At 34.1% G+C, this 26,007-nt stretch carries 19 protein-coding genes, 7 pseudogenes and 1 CRISPR repeat array; of the genes and pseudogenes, 10 read left to right on the top strand and 16 right to left on the bottom strand.

Annotated features, from left to right (window positions below):
* Nucleotides 1–115: 115 nt before the first annotated feature.
* The gene (locus tag AC1PU0_RS04590) at nt 116–439 is read right to left on the bottom strand and encodes a helix-turn-helix domain-containing protein (protein WP_111247002.1); all 324 of its coding nucleotides are present in this window, start codon (nt 437–439) and stop codon (nt 116–118) included.
* 142 nt (nt 440–581) lie between these two features.
* On the opposite strand from AC1PU0_RS04590, the gene AC1PU0_RS04585 reads away from it, so the two are divergent.
* A complete protein-coding gene (locus AC1PU0_RS04585) occupies nt 582–1,751 on the top strand; it encodes a SulP family inorganic anion transporter (protein ID WP_206848289.1) in 1,170 nt (389 codons plus the stop codon).
* A 133-nt stretch (nt 1,752–1,884) separates the two neighbouring features.
* Here the strand turns inward: AC1PU0_RS04585 and AC1PU0_RS04580 are convergent, their stop codons facing one another.
* Nucleotides 1,885–3,462 (bottom strand): peptide chain release factor 3, encoded by a 1,578-nt coding sequence (locus AC1PU0_RS04580; RefSeq protein ID WP_069654339.1) that lies wholly within the window; start codon nt 3,460–3,462, stop codon nt 1,885–1,887.
* Between the two features lie 445 nt (nt 3,463–3,907).
* On the opposite strand from AC1PU0_RS04580, the gene AC1PU0_RS04575 reads away from it, so the two are divergent.
* Together AC1PU0_RS04575 and AC1PU0_RS04570 are read left to right on the top strand one after the other, a co-directional pair.
* Nucleotides 3,908–4,591: a transposase gene (locus tag AC1PU0_RS04575; protein WP_479998762.1), complete on the top strand. Its 684-nt coding sequence runs from the start codon at nt 3,908–3,910 to the stop codon at nt 4,589–4,591.
* Nucleotides 4,558–4,686, top strand: a pseudogene (locus tag AC1PU0_RS04570) (ISL3 family transposase); the annotation flags it as partial. The gene AC1PU0_RS04575 and the pseudogene AC1PU0_RS04570, both read left to right, overlap by 34 nt.
* 340 nt (nt 4,687–5,026) lie before the next feature.
* Here AC1PU0_RS04570 and AC1PU0_RS04565 read toward each other — a convergent pair.
* Together AC1PU0_RS04565 and AC1PU0_RS04560 are read right to left on the bottom strand one after the other, a co-directional pair.
* Nucleotides 5,027–5,185: a hypothetical protein gene (locus AC1PU0_RS04565; RefSeq protein WP_242596673.1), complete on the bottom strand. Its 159-nt coding sequence runs from the start codon at nt 5,183–5,185 to the stop codon at nt 5,027–5,029.
* A 580-nt stretch (nt 5,186–5,765) separates the two neighbouring features.
* The gene (locus AC1PU0_RS04560) at nt 5,766–6,353 is read right to left on the bottom strand and encodes a hypothetical protein (RefSeq protein WP_206850797.1); all 588 of its coding nucleotides are present in this window, start codon (nt 6,351–6,353) and stop codon (nt 5,766–5,768) included.
* A gap of 470 nt (nt 6,354–6,823) precedes the next feature.
* Between AC1PU0_RS04560 and AC1PU0_RS04555 the strand changes: the two genes are divergently transcribed.
* The 3 genes and pseudogenes from AC1PU0_RS04555 to AC1PU0_RS04545 all read left to right on the top strand — a co-directional run bounded on the left by AC1PU0_RS04555 (nt 6,824) and on the right by AC1PU0_RS04545 (nt 9,195).
* Complete coding sequence (locus AC1PU0_RS04555; RefSeq protein WP_242596672.1) at nt 6,824–7,066, top strand: hypothetical protein; 243 nt, start codon at nt 6,824–6,826, stop codon at nt 7,064–7,066.
* A 129-nt stretch (nt 7,067–7,195) separates the two neighbouring features.
* A pseudogene (locus tag AC1PU0_RS04550) lies at nt 7,196–7,660 on the top strand (transposase); the annotation flags it as partial.
* Nucleotides 7,661–7,917: 257 nt separating this feature from the next.
* Nucleotides 7,918–9,195 (top strand): annotated as a pseudogene (locus AC1PU0_RS04545) (ISL3 family transposase).
* An 87-nt stretch (nt 9,196–9,282) separates the two neighbouring features.
* Here the strand turns inward: AC1PU0_RS04545 and AC1PU0_RS04540 are convergent.
* Both AC1PU0_RS04540 and AC1PU0_RS04535 read right to left on the bottom strand, forming a co-directional pair.
* Nucleotides 9,283–10,658: pseudogene (locus AC1PU0_RS04540) on the bottom strand (hemolysin family protein).
* Nucleotides 10,659–10,824: 166 nt separating this feature from the next.
* Nucleotides 10,825–11,961, bottom strand: a complete 1,137-nt coding sequence (locus AC1PU0_RS04535; RefSeq protein WP_206850806.1) for an AI-2E family transporter — start codon at nt 11,959–11,961, stop codon at nt 10,825–10,827.
* A 395-nt stretch (nt 11,962–12,356) separates the two neighbouring features.
* Between AC1PU0_RS04535 and AC1PU0_RS04530 the strand changes: the two genes are divergently transcribed.
* Together AC1PU0_RS04530 and AC1PU0_RS04525 are read left to right on the top strand one after the other, a co-directional pair.
* On the top strand, nt 12,357–12,791 hold the full coding sequence (locus tag AC1PU0_RS04530; RefSeq protein WP_206850808.1) for a GNAT family N-acetyltransferase: 435 nt from the start codon (nt 12,357–12,359) through the stop codon (nt 12,789–12,791).
* A gap of 247 nt (nt 12,792–13,038) precedes the next feature.
* Nucleotides 13,039–14,316, top strand: coding sequence for an ISL3 family transposase (locus AC1PU0_RS04525; protein ID WP_479998761.1), 1,278 nt, complete (start codon nt 13,039–13,041; stop codon nt 14,314–14,316).
* A gap of 218 nt (nt 14,317–14,534) precedes the next feature.
* On the opposite strand, the gene AC1PU0_RS04520 is transcribed toward AC1PU0_RS04525, so the two are convergent.
* The 6 genes and pseudogenes from AC1PU0_RS04520 to recX form a co-directional block, all read right to left on the bottom strand.
* Entirely contained in the window at nt 14,535–16,409 is a 1,875-nt protein-coding gene (locus tag AC1PU0_RS04520; RefSeq protein ID WP_479998805.1) for a Cna B-type domain-containing protein, read from the bottom strand.
* Nucleotides 16,410–16,664 (bottom strand): annotated as a pseudogene (locus tag AC1PU0_RS04515) (Cna B-type domain-containing protein); the annotation flags it as partial. It abuts the gene before it with no gap.
* Nucleotides 16,665–16,757: 93 nt separating this feature from the next.
* Nucleotides 16,758–17,966 (bottom strand): annotated as a pseudogene (locus AC1PU0_RS04510) (SpaA isopeptide-forming pilin-related protein); the annotation flags it as partial.
* Between the two features lie 1,133 nt (nt 17,967–19,099).
* Entirely contained in the window at nt 19,100–19,633 is a 534-nt protein-coding gene (bph, locus tag AC1PU0_RS04505) for a biofilm phosphatase Bph (protein WP_069654335.1), read from the bottom strand.
* Between the two features lie 273 nt (nt 19,634–19,906).
* A CRISPR array of direct repeats spans nt 19,907–20,544; the repeat unit is 33 nt; unit sequence ATTTCAATCCACTAGCTCTAAACAGAGCTAGAC.
* A 164-nt stretch (nt 20,545–20,708) separates the two neighbouring features.
* Nucleotides 20,709–21,884: an A/G-specific adenine glycosylase gene (mutY, locus tag AC1PU0_RS04500; RefSeq protein ID WP_206850479.1), complete on the bottom strand. Its 1,176-nt coding sequence runs from the start codon at nt 21,882–21,884 to the stop codon at nt 20,709–20,711.
* A complete protein-coding gene (gene recX / locus AC1PU0_RS04495; protein ID WP_206850480.1) occupies nt 21,874–22,674 on the bottom strand; it encodes a recombination regulator RecX in 801 nt (266 codons plus the stop codon). The genes mutY and recX overlap by 11 nt, the downstream gene beginning before the upstream one ends.
* Before the next feature lie 137 nt (nt 22,675–22,811).
* Between recX and rlmD the strand changes: the two genes are divergently transcribed.
* Both rlmD and AC1PU0_RS04485 read left to right on the top strand, forming a co-directional pair.
* Nucleotides 22,812–24,182 (top strand): 23S rRNA (uracil(1939)-C(5))-methyltransferase RlmD, encoded by a 1,371-nt coding sequence (rlmD, locus tag AC1PU0_RS04490; protein WP_206850481.1) that lies wholly within the window; start codon nt 22,812–22,814, stop codon nt 24,180–24,182.
* Between the two features lie 4 nt (nt 24,183–24,186).
* A pseudogene (locus tag AC1PU0_RS04485) lies at nt 24,187–24,384 on the top strand (hypothetical protein).
* A 72-nt stretch (nt 24,385–24,456) separates the two neighbouring features.
* On the opposite strand, the gene AC1PU0_RS04480 reads toward AC1PU0_RS04485, so the two are convergent.
* From AC1PU0_RS04480 to rplL, 4 genes are all read right to left on the bottom strand, one after another.
* Nucleotides 24,457–24,657: a hypothetical protein gene (locus AC1PU0_RS04480; RefSeq protein ID WP_206850482.1), complete on the bottom strand. Its 201-nt coding sequence runs from the start codon at nt 24,655–24,657 to the stop codon at nt 24,457–24,459.
* 99 nt (nt 24,658–24,756) lie between these two features.
* The gene (locus tag AC1PU0_RS04475) at nt 24,757–24,918 is read right to left on the bottom strand and encodes a hypothetical protein (protein WP_167351515.1); all 162 of its coding nucleotides are present in this window, start codon (nt 24,916–24,918) and stop codon (nt 24,757–24,759) included.
* Between the two features lie 232 nt (nt 24,919–25,150).
* Nucleotides 25,151–25,393, bottom strand: coding sequence for a GlsB/YeaQ/YmgE family stress response membrane protein (locus tag AC1PU0_RS04470; protein ID WP_010765775.1), 243 nt, complete (start codon nt 25,391–25,393; stop codon nt 25,151–25,153).
* 233 nt (nt 25,394–25,626) lie between these two features.
* The gene (gene rplL / locus AC1PU0_RS04465; protein ID WP_010760579.1) at nt 25,627–25,992 is read right to left on the bottom strand and encodes a 50S ribosomal protein L7/L12; all 366 of its coding nucleotides are present in this window, start codon (nt 25,990–25,992) and stop codon (nt 25,627–25,629) included.
* Between the last annotated feature and the right edge of the window lie 15 nt (nt 25,993–26,007).

Below are 26,007 nucleotides of genomic sequence, written 5' to 3'. Positions count from 1 at the left end.
GATTGCTTCTGCTCCCACCGTTTATTCGCATTTAGGGTGTGAGACAAAAGTGATTTTTACTTTTTTCCCACACCTTTTTTTGAATTGGACTTTTCTTTAATTCTAACCTTAGATGCTATTTTTCAGATGCGTCACTCATTTTTTGCGTGAAAGATAATCCTGTTAAAAAATCTAAAAGTTCATATTTTTTATTCTCCGGTAACTTCATAATAACAGATAATAACTTTTGGTCTATTGAAGATAAATTATTGTTAAAAAATTCGGATAAACTCACGCCCAATGCTTCACAAATATGAGTCAACGTTAGTAAAGATAGTTTTGACGTATTATTTTCAATTGCAGAAATAAAGGAGGGCGAAATGTCGATTATTTCGGCTAATTGTTTTGCAGTCATATTATTTACTTTTCTCAACTCTTGAATTCTTTTTCCTATATCCAATTTATTCCCCCCTATCAAATTAAGTTATAGATAACTTTTTTTCAAAAAAAATACACTTATAGATTCATTTCCTCATTTAACTATGATACTATTATATAGTTAGTTATTCAAAAAAATTAAAAAAAAGGAGTGTCTATAACACGTGTTATTTAGTTTTCGTAAAAATGAATGGTTAGGTAATGAAAAAAATGATTTGTTTGCGGGACTTGTATCCTCAATCGCTATTCTTCCTGAAGTTATTGGATTTGCTATTATTGCCGGTGTTAATCCTATCTCTGCACTTTTTGCTTCTGCTATAACGCTATTGGTCATAACATTTACAGGTGGTCGTCCTGCGATGGTATCAGCAGCTGCGGGCTCAATGGCGCTTGTCATTGCTTCTCTTATAGAATCACATGGACTACATTACATGATCGCCGCGACTATTTTAACAGGATTTATTCAATTATTTCTTGGGTATATGGGGATTCATAGATTGATGAGGTTTATTCCTCAAACAGTTATGTTTGGTTTTGTAAATGCTTTAGCGATTTTAATTTTCTTAGCCCAAATCCAACAACTTCCTAATCAATCAATTTGGTCTTACATTATGATCGTTACAACAATTATTCTTATGTACATTATTCCTAAAATAACGAAAGTCGTTCCACCTGCTCTACTCATTATTTTATTTATGACGATTATTTCCTTTATATTTAAAGACAACTTGCAGACTGTGGGCAATCTAGGGGGTATGAGTGCTATTTCTCCAACTATTTCTTTACCTGCAGTTCCCTTAACACTTCAAACTCTTTTAATCATCTTACCTACATCCCTTGCTTTAGCAATGATTGGATTAATTGAATCGTTATTGACTGTTCCTATTATTGATAAAATGACAGATAGTCAAAGTGATAGTCAGCGAGAAGTTAAAGCACAAGGACTGGGAAATATTATTACAGGTTTTTTTGGTGGACAAGCAGGTTGTGCAATGATTGGACAAGCTGTAATTAATGTAAAATCTGGTGGAAGAAAAAAACTTTCTACACTTATTGCTTCTATATCGTTATTACTATTTATTTTTGTCTTTAAAGATATTATGATCCAAATTCCCACAGCAGCTTTGATTGGAATTATGATAACCGTTGCTCTGGATACATTTGAATGGGAAAGTCTTCAGTTAATACGGACCTTTGAAATCACTGAAAGTTTTATTATGATTGTAACGATTTCAGTTATTGTGTATACACATAATCTAGCAATTGGAATAATACTAGGTGTTTTGTTAAGTGGGATAGTTTACTACTTCTCAAAAAAAAAGCATAGTATCTAGTATCAAAGAGATCGAAATATTGTCTGTTTCGACTCAACATATGCTCTATTTTAGGTTTTGAGAGATATAACAACTAAAGTTATATCTCTCAGAACCTTTTATTTAGTTGTTGATTCAACTATCAGTTAATATCTTACATCAAACTCTTTAATTCAACATCCGGGTATTTATCTGCAAACCAACGCATCGCAAATTGATTTTCAAATAAGAATAATGGCTGATCAAAGCGATCTCTTGCCAAAATATTACGACTTGAACTCATACGTTCATCCAAATCAGCTGGATCGATCCAACGTGCGATTTTTGAACCCATTGGTGTCATAATAACTTCTGCATTGTATTCATTCAGCATACGGTGTTGGAATACTTCAAATTGCAATTGCCCAACGGCCCCAATGATATACTCTTCCGTTAAATACGTTTTATATAACTGGATCGCACCTTCTTGAACCAACTGATAAATGCCTTTATGGAATGATTTTTGTTTCATTACATTTTTGGCACTGACTTTCATAAACAACTCTGGTGTAAATGAGGGTAATTCTTCGTACTGAACTTTTAATTTCCCTTCAAATAACGTGTCTCCGATTTGATAATTCCCTGTATCATAGATCCCAATAATATCCCCAGCTACGGCTTCTTCGACATTTTCTCTAGCATCAGCCATAAATTGTGTCACATTACTTAACTTGATTTTTTTACCGGTTCTACCAAGTGTAACGTCCATTCCACGTTCAAAGGTTCCTGAACAGATACGAACAAAAGCAATACGATCTCGATGAGCTGGATTCATATTTGCTTGGATTTTAAACACAAAGCCTGAAAATTCTTCTTCATAAGGGCTGACTTCTTGTCCGTCTTCTGTCTTATGTCCATATGGTGATGGTGCAAATTGCAAGAAAGTTTCCAACATTGTTTGGACCCCAAAGTTGGTTAAGGCTGAACCAAAGAAGACTGGTGTTTGGTCACCGCGAGCAATTTTCTCCGTATCAAACTCGTCACCTGCTTCAACTAACAATTCAACTTCTTCTAATACTTGTTGGTAAACACTATCCTTATGCAATGGCAAATCACTTGGAATGTCACCATCCACTAATGGAATGAAACGTTCGCCATTATTGGTTTCGGGACGGTAAACTTCTACACGCTTATTGTAGATGTCATATAATCCTTCCAACCCTTTTCCCATACCAATCGGCCAATTCATTGGATATGATTCAATATCTAGCAACTCTTCTAATTCTTCAAGTAACTCTAACGGTTCTCGACCATCTCTATCTAATTTATTGATAAACGTAAAAATTGGAATCCCACGTTTTTTTACAACTTGAAATAATTTCTTGGTTTGGGCTTCGATCCCTTTGGCACTATCGATTACCATAACAGCGCTATCCACAGCCATCAAAGTACGGTACGTGTCTTCTGAAAAATCCTCGTGTCCAGGTGTGTCCAAGATATTTACGCGTTTCCCATCATAGTCAAATTGCATCACTGAACTGGTTACAGAAATTCCTCTTTGTTTTTCGATTTCCATCCAGTCAGATTTTGCAAAATTTCCTGTTTTCTTTCCTTTTACAGTTCCAGCTTGGCGGATTGCGCCTCCAAATAGTAAAAGCTGTTCTGTAATCGTTGTTTTACCAGCATCCGGATGGGAAATAATGGCAAACGTGCGGCGGCTATCTACTTGTTCTTTTAAATGCGGATTATTCATTCGTTGCTCCAATCTATCATTTTTTCTTAAAAGACTTCATTTATTTATCTTGGTTTATTTAAAGGCTATTTACATTGGAAAATTCTCCCTGCTCTTTATTCTTCAACTAATGTAGTATATCATGGAATTACCCTAGTTTTCAAAGTCTTTAACTAAGTTTCTAAAAAAATCGCAGAGACTAAATAAACACGCAACGAATTTAAGTCTCACTCCTAACTAGATGCAATAAAGCCTTAATATTCGCTTTTGATTATTTATCCGTTCATAAAATCATTGAAGCATTCTCTTACGTTGATTTTCCGGCTCTATAATATATTGTGTTTGTGGAAATCAAAAAAAGATTTTCTACCAGCACTTTTTTGAGCATTTAAATACAAAAAAGGAACAACTAACTGATAAAATGAAATCGACAAAAACCACAAATCATCAGAAAGGTTGTTCCCTAATGAATCGTACGTTGAACCAACTGCGAATTCAAACGACGAACCGTTTGAAAAGTTCTGAACCAAAACAATACCGTCGTTTAAAACGCTATTGGAAGTTACTATTGAAAGATTCCGATAAGTTAGATATAAACTGTCGAGCTTATCAGCCCTTATTTAAACGACCATTAAGTCAACAAGATATTGTCGATGAACTGTTGCACTATGATGATGTCCTACGAACAAACTATGATACGGTCCAATACTTAAAATATGCTCTTTCTCATCGAGAACATACGCTCTTTTTTGAGTATCTTCAACAGCTAGATTATCAGCTACCACACTGGTTCAAAAAGAAATTACTCTTCTTTATCAAATATAAAGAAGGCATTAAAAATTCTTTTCGCTTCCCTTATTCTAATGGTATTACTGAAGGCTTAAACAATAAACTTAAGGTAATCAAACGAGTAGCCTATGGCTATCGAAACTTTTATCATTTCGTTCACGTATTTATATTATTCAAGGTTTTACTTTTTCACAACAATAAAGGCTCTATACTTTCTGATGTTGGTGAACAATCACCGACATCTTTTTTAATGCAAAATACTAGAAAAGACACCCTGATATCCTTTAGAATTAAGTCGACCAAAACCAATCAAAAGGGGAAATCAAGATGTCCTATACAAATCTTATCAAAAATACCTTAGATATTCTAGACTTAAACATTACTTTTAATGAAAACTCTTTAAAAAAGGAACGCATCAAAGGACGGATCTGCCAAGTATTTTCTGGTACGCTAGTGGAGCTATCGCCATAGCTTACATGCCATTACTCGGTTCTGATTTGATTTTTAGTATTTGATAGTTTTGTCCATTATATTGTTTTATGCGCCCTTCTTTTATACTAGGGTCATAGTTAAGATGTTTTTGATCTAGCCAATAGACCATATCGCTAAACTAATCGTAATATTTTTCTTTTATTATAATATATATTTAACATAAATTTATAAAAAAGTTGCTTTTACTTTAGAAATGGTAATTCCATTTTTTGTATATTACTATCTTCAATTCCAATATCCCCTAGTTCATTTATTTCTTTCCAGTATCCATAGGTAAAAGAAACACGCTGATTATGTATGTCTGTCACTTTACAAATATTCTATATGATCCAGTTGACTGATTATGTCCAGTTTTATCTATTTTAACTTCCTTAATATCACTAAAAGTTTCTTTCAATACAACTATTGATTCTCTCTCTACTTCAATTAAATCTTTTTCTTGGTCTGCTTTTCTCTTATCCATATAATATTTCCCTCCAAAATCTAGGAACACTAACAAACATAAGACTGTAACGATAATAATATCTTTTTTTTCATTATAAGATCCTTTAGTAATAATAAATTAACTATACCATATAATTTCTGAACAATATATTCGTAAATTATTTTATATCAGTTACTTCTATAAATGTTGTTTAAAAGAATGAAAAGACACTACAATCTTCATCGCAGTGTCTTTTCATGTTTCTAAATTGTACATTGGATCCATCTCTATTATGCGTCAAATTAGTTTTCAGTTAAAATTAATACTAAAAAACCACTAGTATCAGCTCCAAGCAGATTCAAATTTGAGTATACTCATAATTTACATTATAAGCACAAACTTCTAATATGTTGAGAAGAATATTTTTTTACTTAAGTTCATCCATCTATCATGCCAAATAAGTTAAAAAAATTATGACATTTAAATAAAAAGATACAATTGTTCTTTTTATCTTTGAATGCTTAAAAAATGTTGGTAGAAAATCTTTTTTGATTTTCTACCAACACAATAAATTATAGAGTCAATTTTTACTAGCATTTCGAACACTCTGTTATCTAGTCTATGGTGTTACAGTCAATGTTTGGTATTCCCTAAAAATAATATCTCTTGTGGGATCATTTAAATTAGTTAAGTTAGAATAGTCCTTTTGATTAAAAAATTGATTTGGCGGATAATTCTGATTCTTAACAGATGAACTTCCAAATTTTGTTATAGTATATGTGTTCGGATTCGCAAACATGTCTACTGATAAAACTAAATCAATCCTTGGTGCTGAAGACCAATCAGCATTTACTTTTAGTGAGTTTTTAAATATAAATCTTACTAATTTACCATGTTGAGTTCTCTCTAGTTTTGCTGATATGTTGGCTTTATCATAGTTCATATTCACTAAATTAATCTCATCAGGCAATAGTACATAAATTTCAGGTTGTTCCCATGCTTCTGTTGGCTGCTCATAACCCTGTAGTCTCATATTTCTAGCTACAATATGAAAATTAAATTGGGTTCCTTCACTTGAAGAAATAGTACCTGGATCAATCCACGAACCTAAAAATGGTGCTGTCATAGCTTCAGCCTTAGTTGGCAATAGTACGAATAAAAATCCAAAAAAAGCAAAAATAACTATAGAAAACATTTTTTTTCTCATAACTCATCTACTCCTTTAATAATATACATTCTAGTATACAGCAAATATTTACATTAGTAAATAAATATTTATCTTTAGGTCCCTTATTTAATCTCTATAGGAATGAATTTCAAGGGAAATTTTCTTTTATATAAAAACTAACAAATAAACTTTCTAGAGTAAACGTCCTCAACAAATCTGATAAACTTTTGCCTTCAAATTTGTCATTTCACCAAAAATTCCTTCTTCTCATCGGAACCACGAACAGTAATAGTTACCGTATTCAGACACCTCTTTCTTCATTAGTATCTTAAATTACATCATGAACACAAAAGTTATAAACAGATTGTGTTCACTGTTTAATAAGGCTCTATACTTTCTGATGTTGGTGAACAATCACCGGCATCTTTTTTAATGCAAAATACTAGAAAAGACACCCTGATATCCTTTAGAATTAAGTCGACCAAAACTAATCAAAAGGGGAAATCAAGATGTCCTATACAAATCTTATCAAAAATACCTTAGATATTCTAGACTTAAACATTACTTTTAATGAAAACTCTTTAAAAAAGGAACGCATCAAAGGGCGGATTTGCCGTACATTGGACTATTTAGCCCACTCCTGTCCTCATTGTGGTGCCAAAGAAGACGGATCGATTATTCGTTGGAGCTTTACAACCTGTCAGATTTTAGTAAATGATGTTTCTGAATACCAAACGTATTTACGCTTATAGAAACAACCTTTCTTCTGTCATTCTTGTGAAAGAAACTTTGTCGCTGAAACAAATCTTATCGAAAAGTGTTGTTCGATCTCGAATAATGTAAAGCTCTCGATTGCCAATCGTTTAAGAAAAACTACGACTATGAACGAAATTGCCCGTCAAAAAAAAGGTCTCCGTTTCTTCTGTGTATCGCGTATTGAAACAGTTTTACGAACCGAAAAAAATCAATCGACTCACCTTGCCAGAAGTCCTTTCTTCCGTGCCTATTTAACAGAAATAGAACTCGTAGATCGGTTACTTGCTTATGTTGAAGAATTGAAAGCTGGCTACACCTGTTATCAGAATTTTCTCTATACCATAAAAACAAGAGATTACACACGGTTTCATGCGTTATTAGAACAAGATCATTCTAGGCTTCCAGCTTATTATCAAACGACCATTACTACCTTTAAAAAAGTTCAAACGGGCATTAAAAATGCGTTGGATTTGCCTTATTCCAACGGACCATTAGAATGCTTGAATAACCATATAAAAGTACTAAAGAGAAACGCCTATGGCTTCCGTAACTTCTATAATTTTAAATTGAGAATTACTTTATGCTTTGGCACTGTTCTTTTAAATCAAATAGAAAAACCTAGAGGAATTTCCCTCTAGGCTTCATTAGTGATTTAATTCTTTGGATTTTTTCACCAACATTAGTTGACAAAGAGCCTAAAAAAGCGGCTCTATAATATATTGTGTTGGTGGAAATCAAAAAAGATTTTCTACCAGCACTTTTTTGAGCATTTAAATACAAAAAAGGAACAACTAACTGATAAAATGAAATCGACAAAAACCACAAATCATCAGAAAGGTTGTTCCCTATGGATAAGAATACCAGATTATTGCTCGGACTTACAGACAAAAACCTCCGGTTTGAAGAAAATTTGTTGGAACAAAGACCAGTAAAAGGAGTGCAAGCTCAAGTAATTAAAGCCAAGCTGACCTATTCACCTACTCATTGCGAGAAATGTGGGCGCCTCAATCATGGACAAATCATCAAAAATGGCAGTCATACAACAACAGCTCAATTGCCTGTATTTAATGAGCGCTTCACTCTATTAGAACTAAAACGGACACGTTTTCTTTGTCATGAATGCGGTGCTACTTTCCACGCTCATACAGAGCTGATTGAAGAACATCATCACTTATCTAAACAGCTTCAATACCAAATTATGCTTGACTTGAAAAAGAATGTTTCAAGAAAAATGATTGCTCAAAAACACTTTGTTTCAGACATAACAGTCCTTAGAATGATGGAGAGACTATCAAAAAATTATCGAACAAACTGGAACTTCCTCCCTAAAATTCTATGTATCGATGAATTTAAATCCATGAAATCTTGCCAAGGAAGTATGAGCTTTATTTGTGTGGATGGAGAACGGAATCAGTTGTTAGAAGTGCTGGAAGATAGACGACTACACAAATTGACCGCTCATTTCATGCGCTTTACACGTGAAGCTCGGCTACATGTAGCGTATCTCGTAACAGACATGAACGCTAGTTACCATCAACTTCTTCGAACGGTCTTTCCGAATGCTCAATTAGTGACGGATCGCTTTCATATCGTCCAACAAATGAATCGTACGTTGAACCAACTGCGAATTCAAACGATGAACCGTTTGAAAAGTTCTGAACCAAAATAATACCGTCGTTTAAAACGTTATTGGAAGCTACTATTGAAAGATTCCGATAAGTTAGATATAAACTGTCGAGCTTATCAGCCCTTATTTAAACGACCATTAAGTCAACAAGATATCGTCGATGAACTGTTGCACTATGATGATGTCCTACGAACAGGCTATGATACGGTTCAATATTTAAAATATGCTTTTTCTCATCGAGAACATACGCTCTTTTTTGAGTATCTTCAACAGCTAGATAATCAGCTACCACACTGGTTCAAAAAGAAATTACTCTTCTTTAACAAATAGAAAGAAGGCATTAAAAATTCTTTTCGCTTCCCTTATTCTAATGGTATTACTGAAGGCTTAAACAATAAACTTAAGGTAATCAAACGGGTAGCCTATGGCTATCGAAACTTTTATCATTTTCGTTCACGTATTTATATTATTCAAGGTCTTACTTTTTCACAACAATAAAAAAGCCTGATAAGAATGTTCTATCCTTACCAGACTTAGATTTCTATTCAGCTTTTTGTTCACCAACACAATTTGACGTAGAACCGTTTATCTCCTTGGCTCGTCATCTTCCATTTCTTTACGGAAAAAACGACGGTATTCTTCAGGTTCTTCATCAACGATTTCTTCGTCATGGAAAACAACTTTTAATGCTAAAACTCTCGTTCCTTCCATTTCTTCAGAAGTCAGTGTAATGTTGCCAACATCAAATGACAATTTTTCCCCTTCATCAGGAATCGTACCTAAAGCGGTTATCAGATAACCTGCCATTGTATCGACATCACTCATATGCAAATCTGTGCCAAATGCTTCGTTGAATTCATCAATCAGCATTCTACCTTGAACTAAATACTCATGCTCACTGAGCTTATCATACAAGTTCTCTACTTCATCCGTCTCATCATCGATTTCTCCAACAATTTCTTCTAATAAATCTTCTAATGTAGCCAAACCAACGACACCACCATATTCATCCAATAGGATCGCCATCTGATTTTGAGTTCGTTTTAGTTCATATAATAAATCATCAATAAAAATCGTTTCTGGGACAAATAATGGTTCTTGGATAATATTTTTTAATTCAATTTTGTCAAAGCCTAATTTATGGGCTGCTTTTAATAAGTTTTTAGTATGAAGAACACCGATAATTTTATCTTTGTCTTCGTTATAAACTGGGATTCTTGAATAGTTTTCAGATAAAATAGCATTAATATTCTCTTGAATATCGTCTTCAATATTGATCATAAAAGCATCGGTTCGTGGAACCATAACTTCACGAGCAACTTTCGTATCTAAAGAAAAGACACCTTGAAGCATTTCTAATTCATCATTATCTAAAACACCTTCTGATTCCAACATATAACGCATTTCGTCACGTGTCATTTTTGAATCAGCATCATCAAATGTCATTGGTGTAATTTTTGAAAGTAAGTCTGTTGAAGCAGATAACAACCACACAAATGGTCGAGCAATTACGCCTAATACTCGCACGAATCCAGAAGTTGCTTGCGCTACTTCTTCTGACTTGTTCATGGCGATTCGTTTTGGATATAATTCACCAAAAACAATGGAAACATAGGTCAACATAGCTAAAATAATAATATTTGCTATACTTTTTGCAGCAGCTCCGCCACCAAGAACAGGTGCCAATCTTGCTGATAAAGTATCAGCTAAGGATGCTCCAGACAAGATATTAACTAACGTGATACCGACTTGAATCGTTGATAAAAAGCTCGTAGGATCTTGTAGAATCTTTAATAACTTCTTCGCTTTCGCGTCTCCTTCTTCTGCTTTTTGTTCGATACGATTCTTGTTGACTGAAACTACTGCTATCTCCGCCGAGCAAGAAACGCATTGATCAATGTTAAAACGATCAATAATAAAATTTGCGCGATAAGCGACTGACTCTCGGGGTCAGCATTCATAATGTGCACTCTCTCCTCTTAAAATTATTCGAAAAACGTTGTATTTCGTTTTCCAATTTCATTTAGTAATAAACTGTTTACTAATCCATTTGATAAAAAACGTGACCACTATAAGTAGTCACGCTAAAATCGTATCACAAACATCGATTAATTTCAATAATCGATGTCATTTTTCTTTCATTGTTATCTCATTTCCTTCACCAGACAATACAATTTTTTCACTTTTGCTTTCTCGAATCATTCCCATTACATGAATCACTACGGTTTTTACAATCGCATAAAATGGAACGCCTAAGAAAATGCCCAATAGTCCCGCGATGTTTCCGGCAACTAGTAAAACAATGATGATCGTTAATGGATGGATTTGTAAAGATTTTCCAATTACATTCGGATAAATGATATTGCCATCGATTTGTTGGACAATTAAAACAACAACACAACAAAATACGGCTTTGATCGGTTCATCAAAAACAGTTACAAAAACAGCTGGTGCCAGACCTAGATAAGGACCAAGATACGGGATCAGATTGGTGAACCCTGCAATTACACCGAATAAAAAGGCATAACGAACGCCAATCAAAGAATAACCAATCGCAGTAAAAGTACCGACGAATAAGCATTCAATCGCTTGCCCGCTAATATAATTTGCCAACGTTTTGTTGATTTTGTTTAACAAATCAGCGATGCTTTCTTGGCGTTTTTCAGGTAAAAAACGCTCGATCGATGGTCCTAATTGGTCCCCATCTTTTAACATATAAAATAAAATAAACGGTGCTGTGAAAATAACGATTGCCGTCGAAGCCACTGTGGACACAACTGAACCTAAGCTATTTGATAAGCCACTTAAAAACTGTTGAATAATCGTTCCATATGATATATCCAATTTCTCTATATAACTTGTTAAATCAACCTCTTTAAATAATGGTAGCTCAGCCATTCGGTAGACCCAAGCCTCTACATTACTGAAAACAGTCGGCATACTTGAAGCTAAACTAGCAAGCTGAGATGCTAACTTAGGAATCACACTGACTAGTATCAACACAATAGCTACTACTAATATCAATAAAACAAGAAGAACTGCAAAAATTCTTTTCATTTTCGTTTTCATTAGTAAATTGACAATTGGATTTAAGATATAATACAAAAATCCTGCTACTAATACTGGTGCAAATAAGGTTGAGAAAAATGTACCGATTGGTGCAAATACAAAATTGATTTTACTCGAGACAAAAATCAACGTTGCAATTACTAGTAATTCTGCTGACCAAAAAAATAATTTTGACTGTCTTAATTTTTCAAACAAAGAAGATCCTCCCTTAACATTAAAAATTGTGCTTTTTTGTTTTATTCATGAAATAATAATTGCTCCTTAATAGATTTTAGCATAACCTTTCCTAAATAACATAGCAATACTTCTTTGTACCTATTTTTATTTAAAGTATTGAATCAAATTTACAGAAGATTATTTTTATGCTCTTCAAAATAATATTTGGCTTTTCCTAAGTTGCCTTTGCCGATTACGTCTTTGATTTTTTATACGATTTCATTTGTAATCCTTGTAAACATGACTTTTCGAATTTTTTATTTATACTGCAAACTGCTTACGCCATTAAAAAAATAACCTTTCATTTTTAGTATCGTTCTACTGTCTGCTTATTTGATGTATAATAAATAAAATAATTATAATTGAGGTGCTATATGAAAATCGTCCACACTAGAGATACTATGAGTGCTATCTATTTAGATGCAGTGAAAATTCGCCGTCACGTTTTTATGTTGGAGCAAGGCGTTCCTGGTGAGATTGAACTCGATAAATATGAAGCAGCTTGTATTCATTTTGTTTTATATGATGATGATAATGAAGCAATTGCAACTTGCCGTTTATTACCCCTTGAACAGAATCTTATAAAATTACAACGAATGGCTGTCAAAAAAGGCTACAGAGGGAAAGATTACGGACGGTTGATCGTAAAAAATGCTGAGCAGTTCTCTAAAAAACAGGGATATAATACTATAACTTTAGGTGCTCAAATAACTGCACTTGGTTTTTACGAACGTATGGGTTATGTCAAAGAAGGGGACATGTTCCTAGATGCGAATATCGAGCATTATCAAATGACTAAGTCTTTATAATTATGAAAAATCTTGGGGTCGGTACATCCTTCAGGTATACTTTCAATTCATTGATCAAGGATAAACTCAATATTTTTCTAACTGAAATTAATACCTATATAAGAAGGCTCTATAATATATTGTGTTGGTGGAAATCAAAAAAGATTTTCTACCAGCACTTTTTTGAGCATTTAAATACAAAAAAGGAACAACTAACTGATAAAATGAAATCGACAAAAACCACAAATCATCAGAAAGGTTGTTCCCTATGGATAAGAATACCAGATTATTGCTCGGACTTACAGACAAAAACCTCCGGTTTGAAGAAAATTGGTTGGAACAAAGACCAGTAAAAGGAGTGCAAGCTCAAGTGATTAAAGCCAAGCTGACCTATTCACCTACTCATTGCGAGAAATGTGGGCGCCTCAATCATGGACAAATCATCAAAAATGGCAGTCATACAACAACAGCTCAATTGCCTGTTTTTAATGAGCGCTTCACTCTATTAGAACTAAAACGGACACGTTTTCTTTGTCATGAATGTGGTGCTACTTTCCACGCTCATACAGAGCTGATTGAAGAACATCATCACTTATCTAAACAGCTTCAATACCAAATTATGCTTGACTTGAAAAAGAATGTTTCAAGAAAAATGATTGCTCAAAAACACTTTGTTTCAGACATAACAGTCCTTAGAATGATGGAGAGACTATCAAAAAATTATCGAACAAACTGGAACTTCCTCCCTAAAATTCTATGTATCGATGAATTTAAATCCATGAAATCTTGCCAAGGAAGTATGAGCTTTATTTGTGTGGATGGAGAACGGAATCAGTTGTTAGAAGTGCTGGAAGATAGACGATTACACAAATTGACCGCTCATTTCATGCGCTTTACACGTGAAGCTCGGCTACATGTAGCGTATCTCGTAACAGACATGAACGCTAGTTACCATCAACTTCTTCGAACGGTCTTTCCGAATGCTCAATTAGTGACGGATCGCTTTCATATCGTCCAACAAATGAATCGTACGTTGAACCAACTGCGAATTCAAACGATGAACCGTTTGAAAAGTTCTGAACCAAAACAATACCGTCGTTTAAAACGCTATTGGAAGCTACTATTGAAAGATTCCGATAAGTTAGATATAAACTGTCGAGCTTATCAGCCCTTATTTAAACGACCATTAAGTCAACAAGATATTGTCGATGAACTGTTGCACTATGATGATGTCCTACGAACAGGCTATGATACGGTTCAATATTTAAAATATGCTTTTTCTCATCGAGAACATACGCTCTTTTTTGAATATCTTCAACAGCTAGATAATCAGCTACCACACTGGTTCAAAAAGAAATTACTCTTCTTTAACAAATATAAAGAAGGCATTAAGAATTCGTTTCGCTTCCCTTATTCTAATGGTATTACTGAAGGCTTAAACAATAAACTTAAGGTAATCAAACGGGTAGCCTATGGCTATCGAAACTTTTATCATTTTCGTTCACGCATTTATATTATTCAAGGTCTTACTTTTTCACAACAATAAAAAAGCCTGATAAGAATGTTCTATCCTTACCAGACTTTGATTTCTATTCAGTTTTTTGTTCACCAACACAATTTGACGTAGAACCTATAAGAAATGACTTAGATTTTTGTATACCTTTTAAATATAAGAAAATCCAGATGCCAATCGAATTGACTGGTATCTGGATTTTCTTTTAGTACGTATGCCCCACGTCAATTGAGTAATTAGACTATCTCATTTTAGTGGCGTTTGTTCCGTAAATATAACCCACTAGCCAACATCAGCACTACAATTCCAAAAAGTATTGACCCTATCGTCGTGACTTCTCCTAATGAAGGTATTATTGTGCCAATCTTCTTCGTCGGTTTAGTTGGTATTTCTTTCTCTGGCGAATCTGGAGTAGGAGGATCTGAGTGATACGTATTGGTCAAAAGGATTCCATGCTTGGTCACATCATTCATTGTCGCTGTATACCCTTCTGGAATATCCACTTCTTTGATTGTGTAGTCAATTTCTTTTCCTGCTACTTTTTCATCTAATTCCGTCCAAGAATACTGCCAGTTATTTGCGGAAGAAAGTGTTACAATTTCTCCGTGTTTTTCTCCGTTTGCATATAGCTGAACGCTAATTTTTTCCGGTCTTTTTTGCGCCTGATCATCAGCATCGTCCCAAGCTTTATTTACTGTTACACTTGTTTTCCCAGGAGTATAACGGTTTATTAAATCGATGCCGACAATTTCAGTTGAATACTCAGGCACTTGATTTTCCATTACCGTATAAATAATTTCTTTTCCATTATTATACTTAGGTAAGTTCGTAAACGTGTATTGCCAATTGTTTGCCGCGGTTACGTTTTGCTCATTTACTGGCACCCCATTTGCCAATAAGAGAACTGTAATGGACTCTGGACGTTTACCGTCTTGGTTGTCCTTATCTTCCCATGTTTTTGTACCTGTCAGCTCAATTGTTTCGGGTACGTGAGAGTTTGTAATGATGACATTGCCAAGATCTTCACTGTTGATTGTTATTCCATATTCTTCATCTATTGAAGTTTCTTTTACAGAATAAATAATATCTTGTCCATTGGCTTTTTCATCTAATTCTGTCCATGTGTGATGCCATAAATTTTTGTCGCTCAAGCTAACAGGCTCTCCCTGTTTCTTCTCATTGGCATACAATTGAACCATAATATTTTCTGGTCGTTTGCCATCTTGATTGTCAGCATCATTCCACGCTTTCGTCACAGTTACACTAGTTTGGCCCGGTGTATAATGATTGATCAAATTGGTTCCGTCGATTTCTACAGAATATTCTGGTACATGATTCTCTGTCACAGTATACTGTATTTCTTTCCCCTCTTTATATTTAGGGAGGTCTGAAAAAGCATATTCCCAATTGTCCGCTTCTGTCACCACTTTTTCGGCTACCTTTTCTCCATCAGCCAGTAAGTTTACTGTTACTTCCTTAGGACGAATGCCATCTTGATTATTTTTATCCTCCCAGGTCTTTGTTCCGGTGATCACTATTTTTTCTGGTACGTGCGTATTTTTTATGATGATATTTCCTATGTCGCTTGTATCCACCGCCATATCATAGCCATCAATCACATCTAATTCTTTCACAGAATAAATGATTTCTTTTCCATTTGCTTTTTCATCTAGCTCTGCCCAAGTATGTTGCCATTGATTTGCAGTATTCAATTGAACAGGAGCTCCGAGTGCTTTTCCATCAGCATAAAGTTGAACCATGATACCATTCGGCCGTTTGCCATCTTGGTTATTTGCATCATCCCATGCTTTTGTTACTGTTACACTAGTTTGTCCTGGAGTATAACTATTTTTTATCGAAGTCCCATTGATCTCTGTGGAATAATCTGGCACATGGTCTTCTGTCACTGTATAGTGAATCAATTGTCCCTCTTTATATTTTGGTAAGTTTGTAAATTCGTAGTTCCATTTATTATCTGCAGTTACTGTTTTTTGATCAATTTCTATGCCATCCGCTAATAGATTTACGATTATTTTTTCCGGTCGTTTGCCATCTTGATTATTTTTGTCATCCCACGTTTTTGTGCCTGAAACCTTTGTCGTCTCAGGTGTATGTGTATTCGTTATAACGATTGTACCCTCTTTATCTACCTTTGTAGTTGTTTGGTATCCTGAAACATTAGATATTTCTTTAACCGTATAAGAAACTAATTGTCCATTAGCTTTTTCATCCAAGTCAACCCATTCATACTTCCACTGATTAGAGTCATTTAATATAACAGGATCACCAACAGCTATATTATTACCATACAATTGAACAGTGATACTTTGTGGTCTTTTACCATCCTGATTATTTTGATCGTCCCAGACTTTGTTTACCGAAATAGCTGTTTTTGTCATTTCTGGTTCGTTTTTAAATGTTCCAACATTTTTGTAAGTAATGGATTGGTTTGGTTCCATTAAATCCTTTGATTCAATGGTAAAATATAAGTTATCTTTTGATTGTTCATATCCTGATGGAGCCTGTATTTCATTAAAATAATAATCACCAGTTGTTAAATTGTCTACTTTGACTTTACCATCTGTACCAGAAGTGATGTTACTTTTTACCTTAGTATAATTCCCAGTGATATTTTTTTTATACAAATCAAAAACTGCTGAGCCCAATCCCTGATTAGTGGTCCCATCAACTTTTTGAAATTCAACTCCTGCTGTTTTCCCGGTAATGGTCCCCTCAGCCACGTTGTACATTTGAGAATCAGATAATTTCCAAACTTTTTCAGAATTATCATTATATACAATGGTAATAGTCGCATCATTTGTAAATTCTGTGTCTTCCAATACTTCATTCAATGGTGTCGTATAATAATCCAATTTATATTGTTTAAATTCAGAATTGTTGTCTTGTGCAAGTTTTTCATATTTTTGAACAGTTGGTAAAATATCTGTTTTAAATCCAGAATAATATGTATTCAGTGGATCACGCATCAATCCCATTTTTTCTTGACTTACACCACCATATTCCCACGGTAGTGAGGTGAAAAATCCTCCTTCAAAAGCATACGAACCAGCCCACTCTGGTGAAATGTCTCCGAAAGAAACCATTTTTTGATCGTAGGGTGTATCTTCAATATAAATATGTTTAATTTCATCAAAAGAGCTTGCTTTGCCTAATAGCGTATTTCTCCCCAAACCAATATTCCACTTGAACACTGTACTTGTCTCATTCGGACTTTCTGGCAAATTCGCTAAAATAGCATCCCCTTCTTTTTTGTTCCAGTTTGTATCTCCCGCTCCTACACCAGTGCCCCCACCAGGAGTTCCTTCATCAGGTTTAGGTACATGGACCACTATTTCTTTATCCGGTAAAACAATTGTATTATCTCCATCTGTTTGGATGTATTTCTCATTTAATACATAACTCAAATTAAATGTTCCAGAAACTTCTGAATGCGTTTCAACATAATTCGTAGTAAACTGCATCTTGATATAATATCCAGCATCTTCGTTCCCTAAAATAGTGACGCGAGCCACTTCATTTCCATCCTTATACAAATTAAATTTAAAATTTTGTACAATTTTAAATTCTTTTGGAATAGAAAATTCTAAAATATCTCCATTTTTATACGTATTATCCGGAATACGCCACTCGTAATCTAAGTTATAAATTTCATTTATTTCCATAGTACCATTGTTTCCGATAATGGTACTTGAACTATCTGTGATTTGCGTATTTACCACATACTTGTCTCCGTTGTATTCACTCTTAGCAAAAATTGCTGATGTATTAAAGAAATAACACGTAACGGATAATAAGATTGATAGTAAGCTTATTGTAGAAAGTACATATTTTTTTTTACTCATTTAGTTAATCTTCCTCTTTCCTACTATAGTTTTTCTCTTTTCCTACTATAGTTTTTCTCTAGAATAATTGTGGAAAAATTAATTTACTCATTTAATTTCTATAACAATTGTTTAAAATGATAATTGACAACAATTGTTATTAAAATTCTTAATACTTTATAGTAAACAAACTTAATGTTTTCTTAAATTAACTAAATATATTTATAATATTAATATGAGATATTCCTTTAGATTTTTCATTCCAAAAATTACAAAATGGAGCCGTATTTTATAGAAAATTTGCCTATTAGATTAAGAAGAAAATATCCTGAAATTATAAGACTTATGTAATCGAAAATAGATATTTTACGAACAAAAGATAGGAAACACTTAATTAAAGCAAACTCTAGCTTGTTAAGAAAGCGACTGAGAATGTCCTTATACGCCTCTCTTCAAGTTGATTTTTTCAGAACTTAATATCCTTTTTAAAGCAGTTTATCAAATGATCACTACAGCTTATTAAACAGATTTCTCATCCTAAATTTTTAATTGATTTTAAAAAAAAACTGCTAAATTCATTTTTACTTGAATTTACCAAGAAGTGCTCTTTAATTGAAATATTAGGTTGCATACACACAGATAAAATCCCCTTTATTATCATTTTTTTGAAAAAAAGGATATCTTGATAGTGAAAAGTAAAAGAACACTATTCTGGAAAAATCTGAATAAGCTCATTTAGAACGATCGCACAACTTTTTTCGAACTGATAGCTAACGTTTTAAAGAAAAAAAACGTGGTTCATCATATAATTTTAACTAAAAAACATGCTTGTTTATTTTTGTAATTCCTTTTATTTTAACTAGGGATTCTATTTATGTACAAGAAAAAACCAGATGATAATCAATTTGACTAACATCTGGTTTTATTTAGGACTTACGTCCCAAGCTCTTTTTTGACTTCACATCTTACAATGGCTATTTTTTTGTTAACTCTTGGTAACGTTGATACCAGATATCTACATAAGCTTCAGAGAATGGACCTTTTCCATTATTAATCCAATCGACTAACGTCTTAACATTTTCTTTTAGAATAAAATCGATATCTTCTGGATAATCCATAATTTTACTGTGAAATTCGTATTCGTCCACATCCAATAACCGTTTTTCACCATCAGGAAAAACTTTGATATCCAGATCATAATCAATGTACTTCAATGCTTCATCATCTAAAAGATACGGTGACGCCAGATTGCAGTAATAAGAAACCCCCTTTTCTCTAATCATCGCTATTATGTTGAACCAGTATTTTTTATGGAAATAAACTATAGCTGGTTCACGAGTAACCCAACGACGCCCGTCAGACTCTGTTACCAATGTATGATCGTTGACACCGATTAAAGAATACTCGCTCGTTTTTAATACCATAGTATCTCGCCATGTTCGATGCAAATGCCCATCGTGTTTGTAACTTTGGATCGTTACAAATTCACCTTCTTTTGGAATTGCCATAGTCCCCCAACTTTCCCTAGTACGAAAAATCGCTTCTAAAAGCTGCTAATTTCTCGTTTGGGTGTTCATTACACCGATATCAACATAATTATATCATAATTTTCAACTTTGCATACTAAGTAGTTTGGTTTCTTACAGTAATGAGAAATATCTTTTAAAAATAAACCCTTCGATTTTAGTTTTTGGAGGCTGACATTGGAATAGATTTTAAGAAGGTCTAGCTTTAAACAGAGCTAGACAATTGATGAATTTCAAACATTTGTTGACGCTAACATTTCAATCCACTAGCTCTAAACAGAGCTAGACGATTTAATTAATCGTAGTTTTAAAGATATTCTTATTTCAATTTACTAGCTCTAAACAGAGCTAGACAGATCGAATCTATGAAGCGAATCATCGGATGGCTATTTCAATCCACTAGCTCTAAACAGAGCTAGACCCATTGCAATGATGTTTCCGACTGTATAATCGTTAATTTCAATCCACTAGCTCTAAACAGAGCTAGACTGTCAGGAGATGATTTTATTTTTATTTTACTCGTCATTTCAATCCACTAGCTCTAAACAGAGCTAGACATGGTGCGACTTACACAGATAATGTTTACTACTATATTTCAATCCACTAGCTCTAAACAGAGCTAGACCCGTTTGGGGGTAACGTATTTGGAGCAATGTGGATTTCAATCCACTAGCTCTAAACAGAGCTAGACTAATACAAAAATCTGAAAGAAGTAGAACGATCATAAATTTCAATCCACTAGCTCTAAACAGAGCTAGACCGTGTGGCTGTTCGATCAATGTACTTTTGCATAATTTCAATCCACTAGCTCTAAACAGAGCTAGACCCTTAGCCCAAAACAACGTTTTGATAACCAAAAAATTTCAATCCACTAGCTCTAAACAGAGCTAGACCGTGAAAATAGTTGAAATACATGACATATTCCCACTATTCCATCACTAAACACAGTATAACATTAAATTAAAATGAGAAAAAGTCTATTTCCTAGCTAAAACCAGTAAAATTTTGGTGCGGATCCCCTAGAGATTTTATGTCCACTTGGGGTTCGCACCAAAAATTATTCTGTAGTTCCAAATTCTTCTTTATATAGCTCTACCATTTTTTGTTGTGGTTTTGGAAAAACATAATTTGAAAATTCGTCTTTTGTTGCCCAAGCTTGATTTTCATCAGTAATAGTTTCTCCTGTTTTTCGTCCATAGAAAACTAAAATATGCCATTTTAAATGGCTGAAAATATGTGTTACTTCTCCCAATACTCGTTTTTGCCAAACTACATGAGAGTATTGGTCAAAAATTTCTGGATTTTCTTCCGCAACTAACAGTGATTCCTCAAAATCAAGTGATAATTGCTTTTCTTCTTTCACACCAGTTTTTTTCAGAAATTCAAAACGTTCTTTGCTAACTTCTTCTATCGGAAATAGCCACATATTTGCTAACAGCCCTTTGGTATTACGTTGCTGTAATAAAAATTCCTGCTGTTTATTTTCAATGATGCCACCGATATAGTAAATATCTTTAGGTTTTAACTTTTTAGTTTTGATTGGATAATTCGTCATTGTATTGTTCTTATAACTTAAACAATATGATTGAATCGGACACTCTTCACATTTTGGAGATGTTGGTGTACAAATCGAAGAACCAAGATCCATCATCGCTTGATTAAAGTCTCCAGGACGATGTTGATCGATGATTTTGTACATTGCTGCTTCAAAAACCTTACGACTACTAGGCTTGGCAATGTCATCACTGATTTCAAACAAACGACTGACCACTCGCATTACATTACCGTCGATTGCAGGTTCTGGGATTTGAAAGGCAATACTGCCAATTGCACCTGCAGTGTATGGCCCTATTCCTTTTAGCTGACGGATTTCATCAATCGTCTCGGGCATCTGACCGTCAAAGTCTGTCATGATCTGCTGAGCGGCTACTTTTAGGTTTCTGGCTCTTGAATAATACCCTAACCCTTCCCATGCTTTCAATAAACGATCATCTGGTGCTTCGGCTAAATCTTTGATTGTGGGAAACCACTCCATAAAACGATAATAATACTCGATCACTGTATCCACACGAGTTTGTTGCAGCATAATTTCGGAAATCCAAATACGATATGGATCTAAATTGACTCGCCAAGGTAAATTTCGTTTTTCTTTTTCATACCAAGCAATAAATTCCTCTTGGAATGAATAAAGTTCTTCATCACTCCATGTTTCCCAATTTTTTTTATTCTTCATTCTCTAATTCCTTTTCATCAAAATATTGCTGAATTAAATCTGAGTCAAAACGTTTTTGGAAAAGCCCTTGTTTGACTTTCATTAGGCGCTTATAGGCATCTAATTTACGGTGTTTCTCCCATAATTTATCGCCTTCTTTTCTGATTACATCTAATTCTTGATCTTCATCCTTTTCGAATGAGAGTTCTTCCAAAGCCAAATCGATCACTTCTCGATTAAATCCCTTCTGCATCAAATGCATTTGAACTTTTTGCAAGGCATCTTTGAAACTCTTTGTCCGATAACGTCTCATTGCCTTTTCAGCTGTTGCTTTTGCTACTTCTACTTGTTCATCCATAGTATAAAAAGTTAACCCATGTTGAATGTCTTCGTCATTCAAGCCTTTTCTTTTTAGTTGTTGTTCAATCATTTTGGGTCCTTTATCACTCGTGCGCATCAGCGTACGGACGTAACTTTCACTAAATATTTTATCATCTAGAAGGTTCATTTCTTCTAATCGAATGACGATTTTTTTTCGATCTTCTGGCAAAATTTCTTTGTCTTTCAAATAATCTAAAATTTCTTTTTTTGAGCGCAACTGATAACTTAAATAATTTAAGGACAGTTGTAAGCCTACATCATAAGATCCTGCTTTTTTTATTTTCTCGACCATTTCTTCAGACAATTCTTGTCCTTTTAACAACCGTTTTCGGACTAACGTATCCTCAGATACACGTAATTTTTCTCCTGAAGATAGCCAGATAAGATAAAATTGACCTTTGTCTTTTGTAATTTTTGTGATTGTTTCCATCTTTCTCCGCCTTTCTAGTGAGAACATATATTCTACTATAACATATATTTGACAGAAGCTAAACTAGGCAAAATGTGCTAAAATAATAATTATCGCTATATTTGATTAAGAGATCTGCGGATCAAAAGGATGGAACTATGACCACACAACTATTAAAAGAAGGACAAACGATTCCTTTAAAAATAAAACGTTTAGGTATCAACGGTGAAGGCATTGGCTACTACAAAAAAACGATTGTTTTCGTTCCAGGTGCATTACCGAAAGAAGATGTTTCTGTCGAAGTTACAAAAATAGCTCCTCGTTTTGTTGAAGGACAATTAAAAAAAATCGTAAAACCAGCACCTGAACGTGTCGTACCGCCTTGTCCTGTTTATGAAGCCTGCGGTGGCTGCCAATTACAACATTTAGCTTATCCAGCACAATTACTTTTTAAAAAAGATTTATTAAAACAGTCACTAAATAAGTTTAGACCCAGAAACTATGAGAATTATCAGCTACCCAAAACAATCGGTATGAAAAATCCTTGGAATTATCGTAATAAAGCGCAATTTCAATTAAGGAAAATTGATGGAGAAATTGAAGCTGGCCTTTATCAAGCGGATTCTCATCGCTTAGTTCCTATCACCGATTGTCTCGTTCAACAACCAGCTACAACGAAGGTAATGAATGCTTTAGTAGAGTTACTGAACAAATATCAATTACCAATCTACAACGAACGTAAAAATAGTGGTATCTTCCGAACTTTAATGGTTCGTGTCGGGGTCAAAACAAATGAAGTCCAAGTTGTTTTTATTACGCAATCCGTAAAATTTCCACAGAAAAAAGCCTTGATTGAAGAAATCACGCAACATCTTCCAGAGGTTGTTTCCATTATGCAAAATGTGCAAAATAAACGGACTTCGATTGTTATGGGTGATGAAACGATCCATGTCTGGGGGAAAGAAAGTATTGAGGAACAAATCAATGAAGTAACATTTGATCTATCACCTCGAGCTTTCTTTCAACTAAATCCAGAACAAACGGAAGTTTTATATAGTGAAGCCTTGAAAGCACTCGACTTACAGGCGAATGAAACCGTTGTGGATGCTTATTGCGGTGTCGGAACTATTGGTTTAAGTATTGCTAAACAAGCGAAAGAAGTTCGAGGAATGGATATTATTCCTGCCGCGATCGAAGATGCTAAAATGAATGCTAAACGTCTAGGGGTTACAAATACCCATTACGAAGTAGGTACTGCTGAAGAATTACTTCCCAAATGGCTTCAGAGTGGTTTTAAACCCGATGCAATCATCGTTGACCCACCTAGAACCGGTTTGGATCAAAAACTGCTGAGAGCCATTTTAAAGCAACCTCCTAAAAAGATGGTCTATATTTCTTGTAATGTGTCAACGCTGGCAAAAGATTTAGTTGATCTGGCTAAAGTCTTTGATGTGAAGTATCTACAATCTGTAGATATGTTTCCACAAACGGCGCGATGTGAAGTTGTCGTGAAACTGACTAAAAGATAGACAAATAGAGAAGAGGTTGGGGCAGAAGGGTTTAACTCCGAGAAATAAGAAAGAATTTACGAAAATTGCTCTTCAAATTTTTGTGACCAAGTAGGTACTGTGCAACATCAACTTGTTCCTTGTTGTGTTTTACAGCAATTTCGGCTTATTTCCGATGGATTTCCTTCTTTACCCACCGTTTATTCGGTTACTAAGAGCCTGAAACATACCCTTTTTAGTTATGTACCAGGCTCTTCTTTCATTTAAATGGATAAAATACTGATAAAAATAGTGATTATTTATCCTTTTCCTTCAAGGCTTCCACCTTTACTCTTTGCATAAAATCATCTACCACTTGCTGATTCTTTTTAGTGCTATTAAATTTCATAAACAATTTCCCTAAAAAATTAATCCCTTTATTTTGTCCACTATAAATCAACTTCGTTTCATTCTCTGAAATCTTGATCAACGTAATTGCCGATTCTACTGCAATCATTTTTGCTAAAGTAAAACCAGTTTTATTGTGCTTTTTAGATGGCGTGTCTTCATGTTCTAAGTCCGTTACGATATACGTTTCGGTACGTTTGCCTTCACGTTACACTTGTCGATAGGTGCTTCCAATAATTTCTTCCTTTTTTTCTAAAATCGTTGTTTCTACTATTTGTGGCATAATCAAATGCATCTGATCTAAATCAAATAAATGCCAATTTTTTTCAATATTAGAAGGAATAAGTAACTCCTCATACCATGTAATCATTCTTTCATTCTATACTTTTCGATTGCTGATGAACTTTCTAATCTTAGCAAAAAATACATGCTGATACAATTAGATAAGGAAAAATACTTATTTTATGTCAGAAATATTGGATTGGCCATATCATTTTTTGATTTAATTCTTTTACATAAAATAGTATGTGAAGTCAAAAATTTTAGCCCATAAGAAAAACCACTATAAATTTCTCTATAGTAGTTTTTCTTATGGTCTACATTTAATTTTTACCTACAAAGAACGATACAACTGCAACTAAAATCACAGCACCAATAATTGAAGGAAATAGTGCCATACCGGCAACTTGAGGTCCCCAACTTCCTAGAAGTGATTGACCGATCGATGAGCCTACAAGACCTGCAATAATATTAAAGATCCAGCCCATTGATTTTCCTTTGCTAGTGATTGCTCCAGCAATTGCTCCGATAACGCCACCTACGATTAAAACCCATAACCAATGCATAATATGACCTCCTTAAAATAAATAGAATAAATGTAATAATTATTACTTAATAATGCTAACAGATTATTTAATTTCATGCGAAAGAAATGCATTTTAAATTGGGTTTATATCATCTTTTTATCACTTTCATCTCATATCATTCGTTATTTGAATCGTATCAAAAAATTCAATTTGGGTAAACAAAAAAGCTAAAATCCAAATGGATTCTAGCTTGAAATCTAATCTTGAAAAGATTATTTTACTGTGATTGAAGCGCCAACTTCTTCTAAAGCAGCTTTTAAAGCTTCTGCTTCATCTTTAGAAACGCCTTCTTTGATTGGTGCAGGAGCGCCATCAACTACTGCTTTAGCTTCTTTCAAGCCAAGACCAGTTGCTTCACGAACTGCTTTGATAACTTTAACTTTTTGATCGCCTGCAGAAGTTAATTCTACAGTGAATTCAGTTTGTTCTTCGCCAGCTGCTGCTGGTCCTGCTGCTGCTGCTACAGGAGCTGCTGCAGATACGTCAAATTTTTCTTCAATAGCTTTTACTAAGTCGTTTAATTCTAAAATAGTTGCGCCTTCTAATTCTGCAACAATGTTTTCAATGTTCAATGCCATTATGGTTTCCTCCGT

The sequence above is a fragment of the Enterococcus sp. XAF26B05_ASV22 genome, from assembly GCF_056727285.1.
The sequence above is the reverse complement of the archived record's forward strand: the minus strand, read 5'-3'. Positions and strand labels throughout refer to the sequence as shown.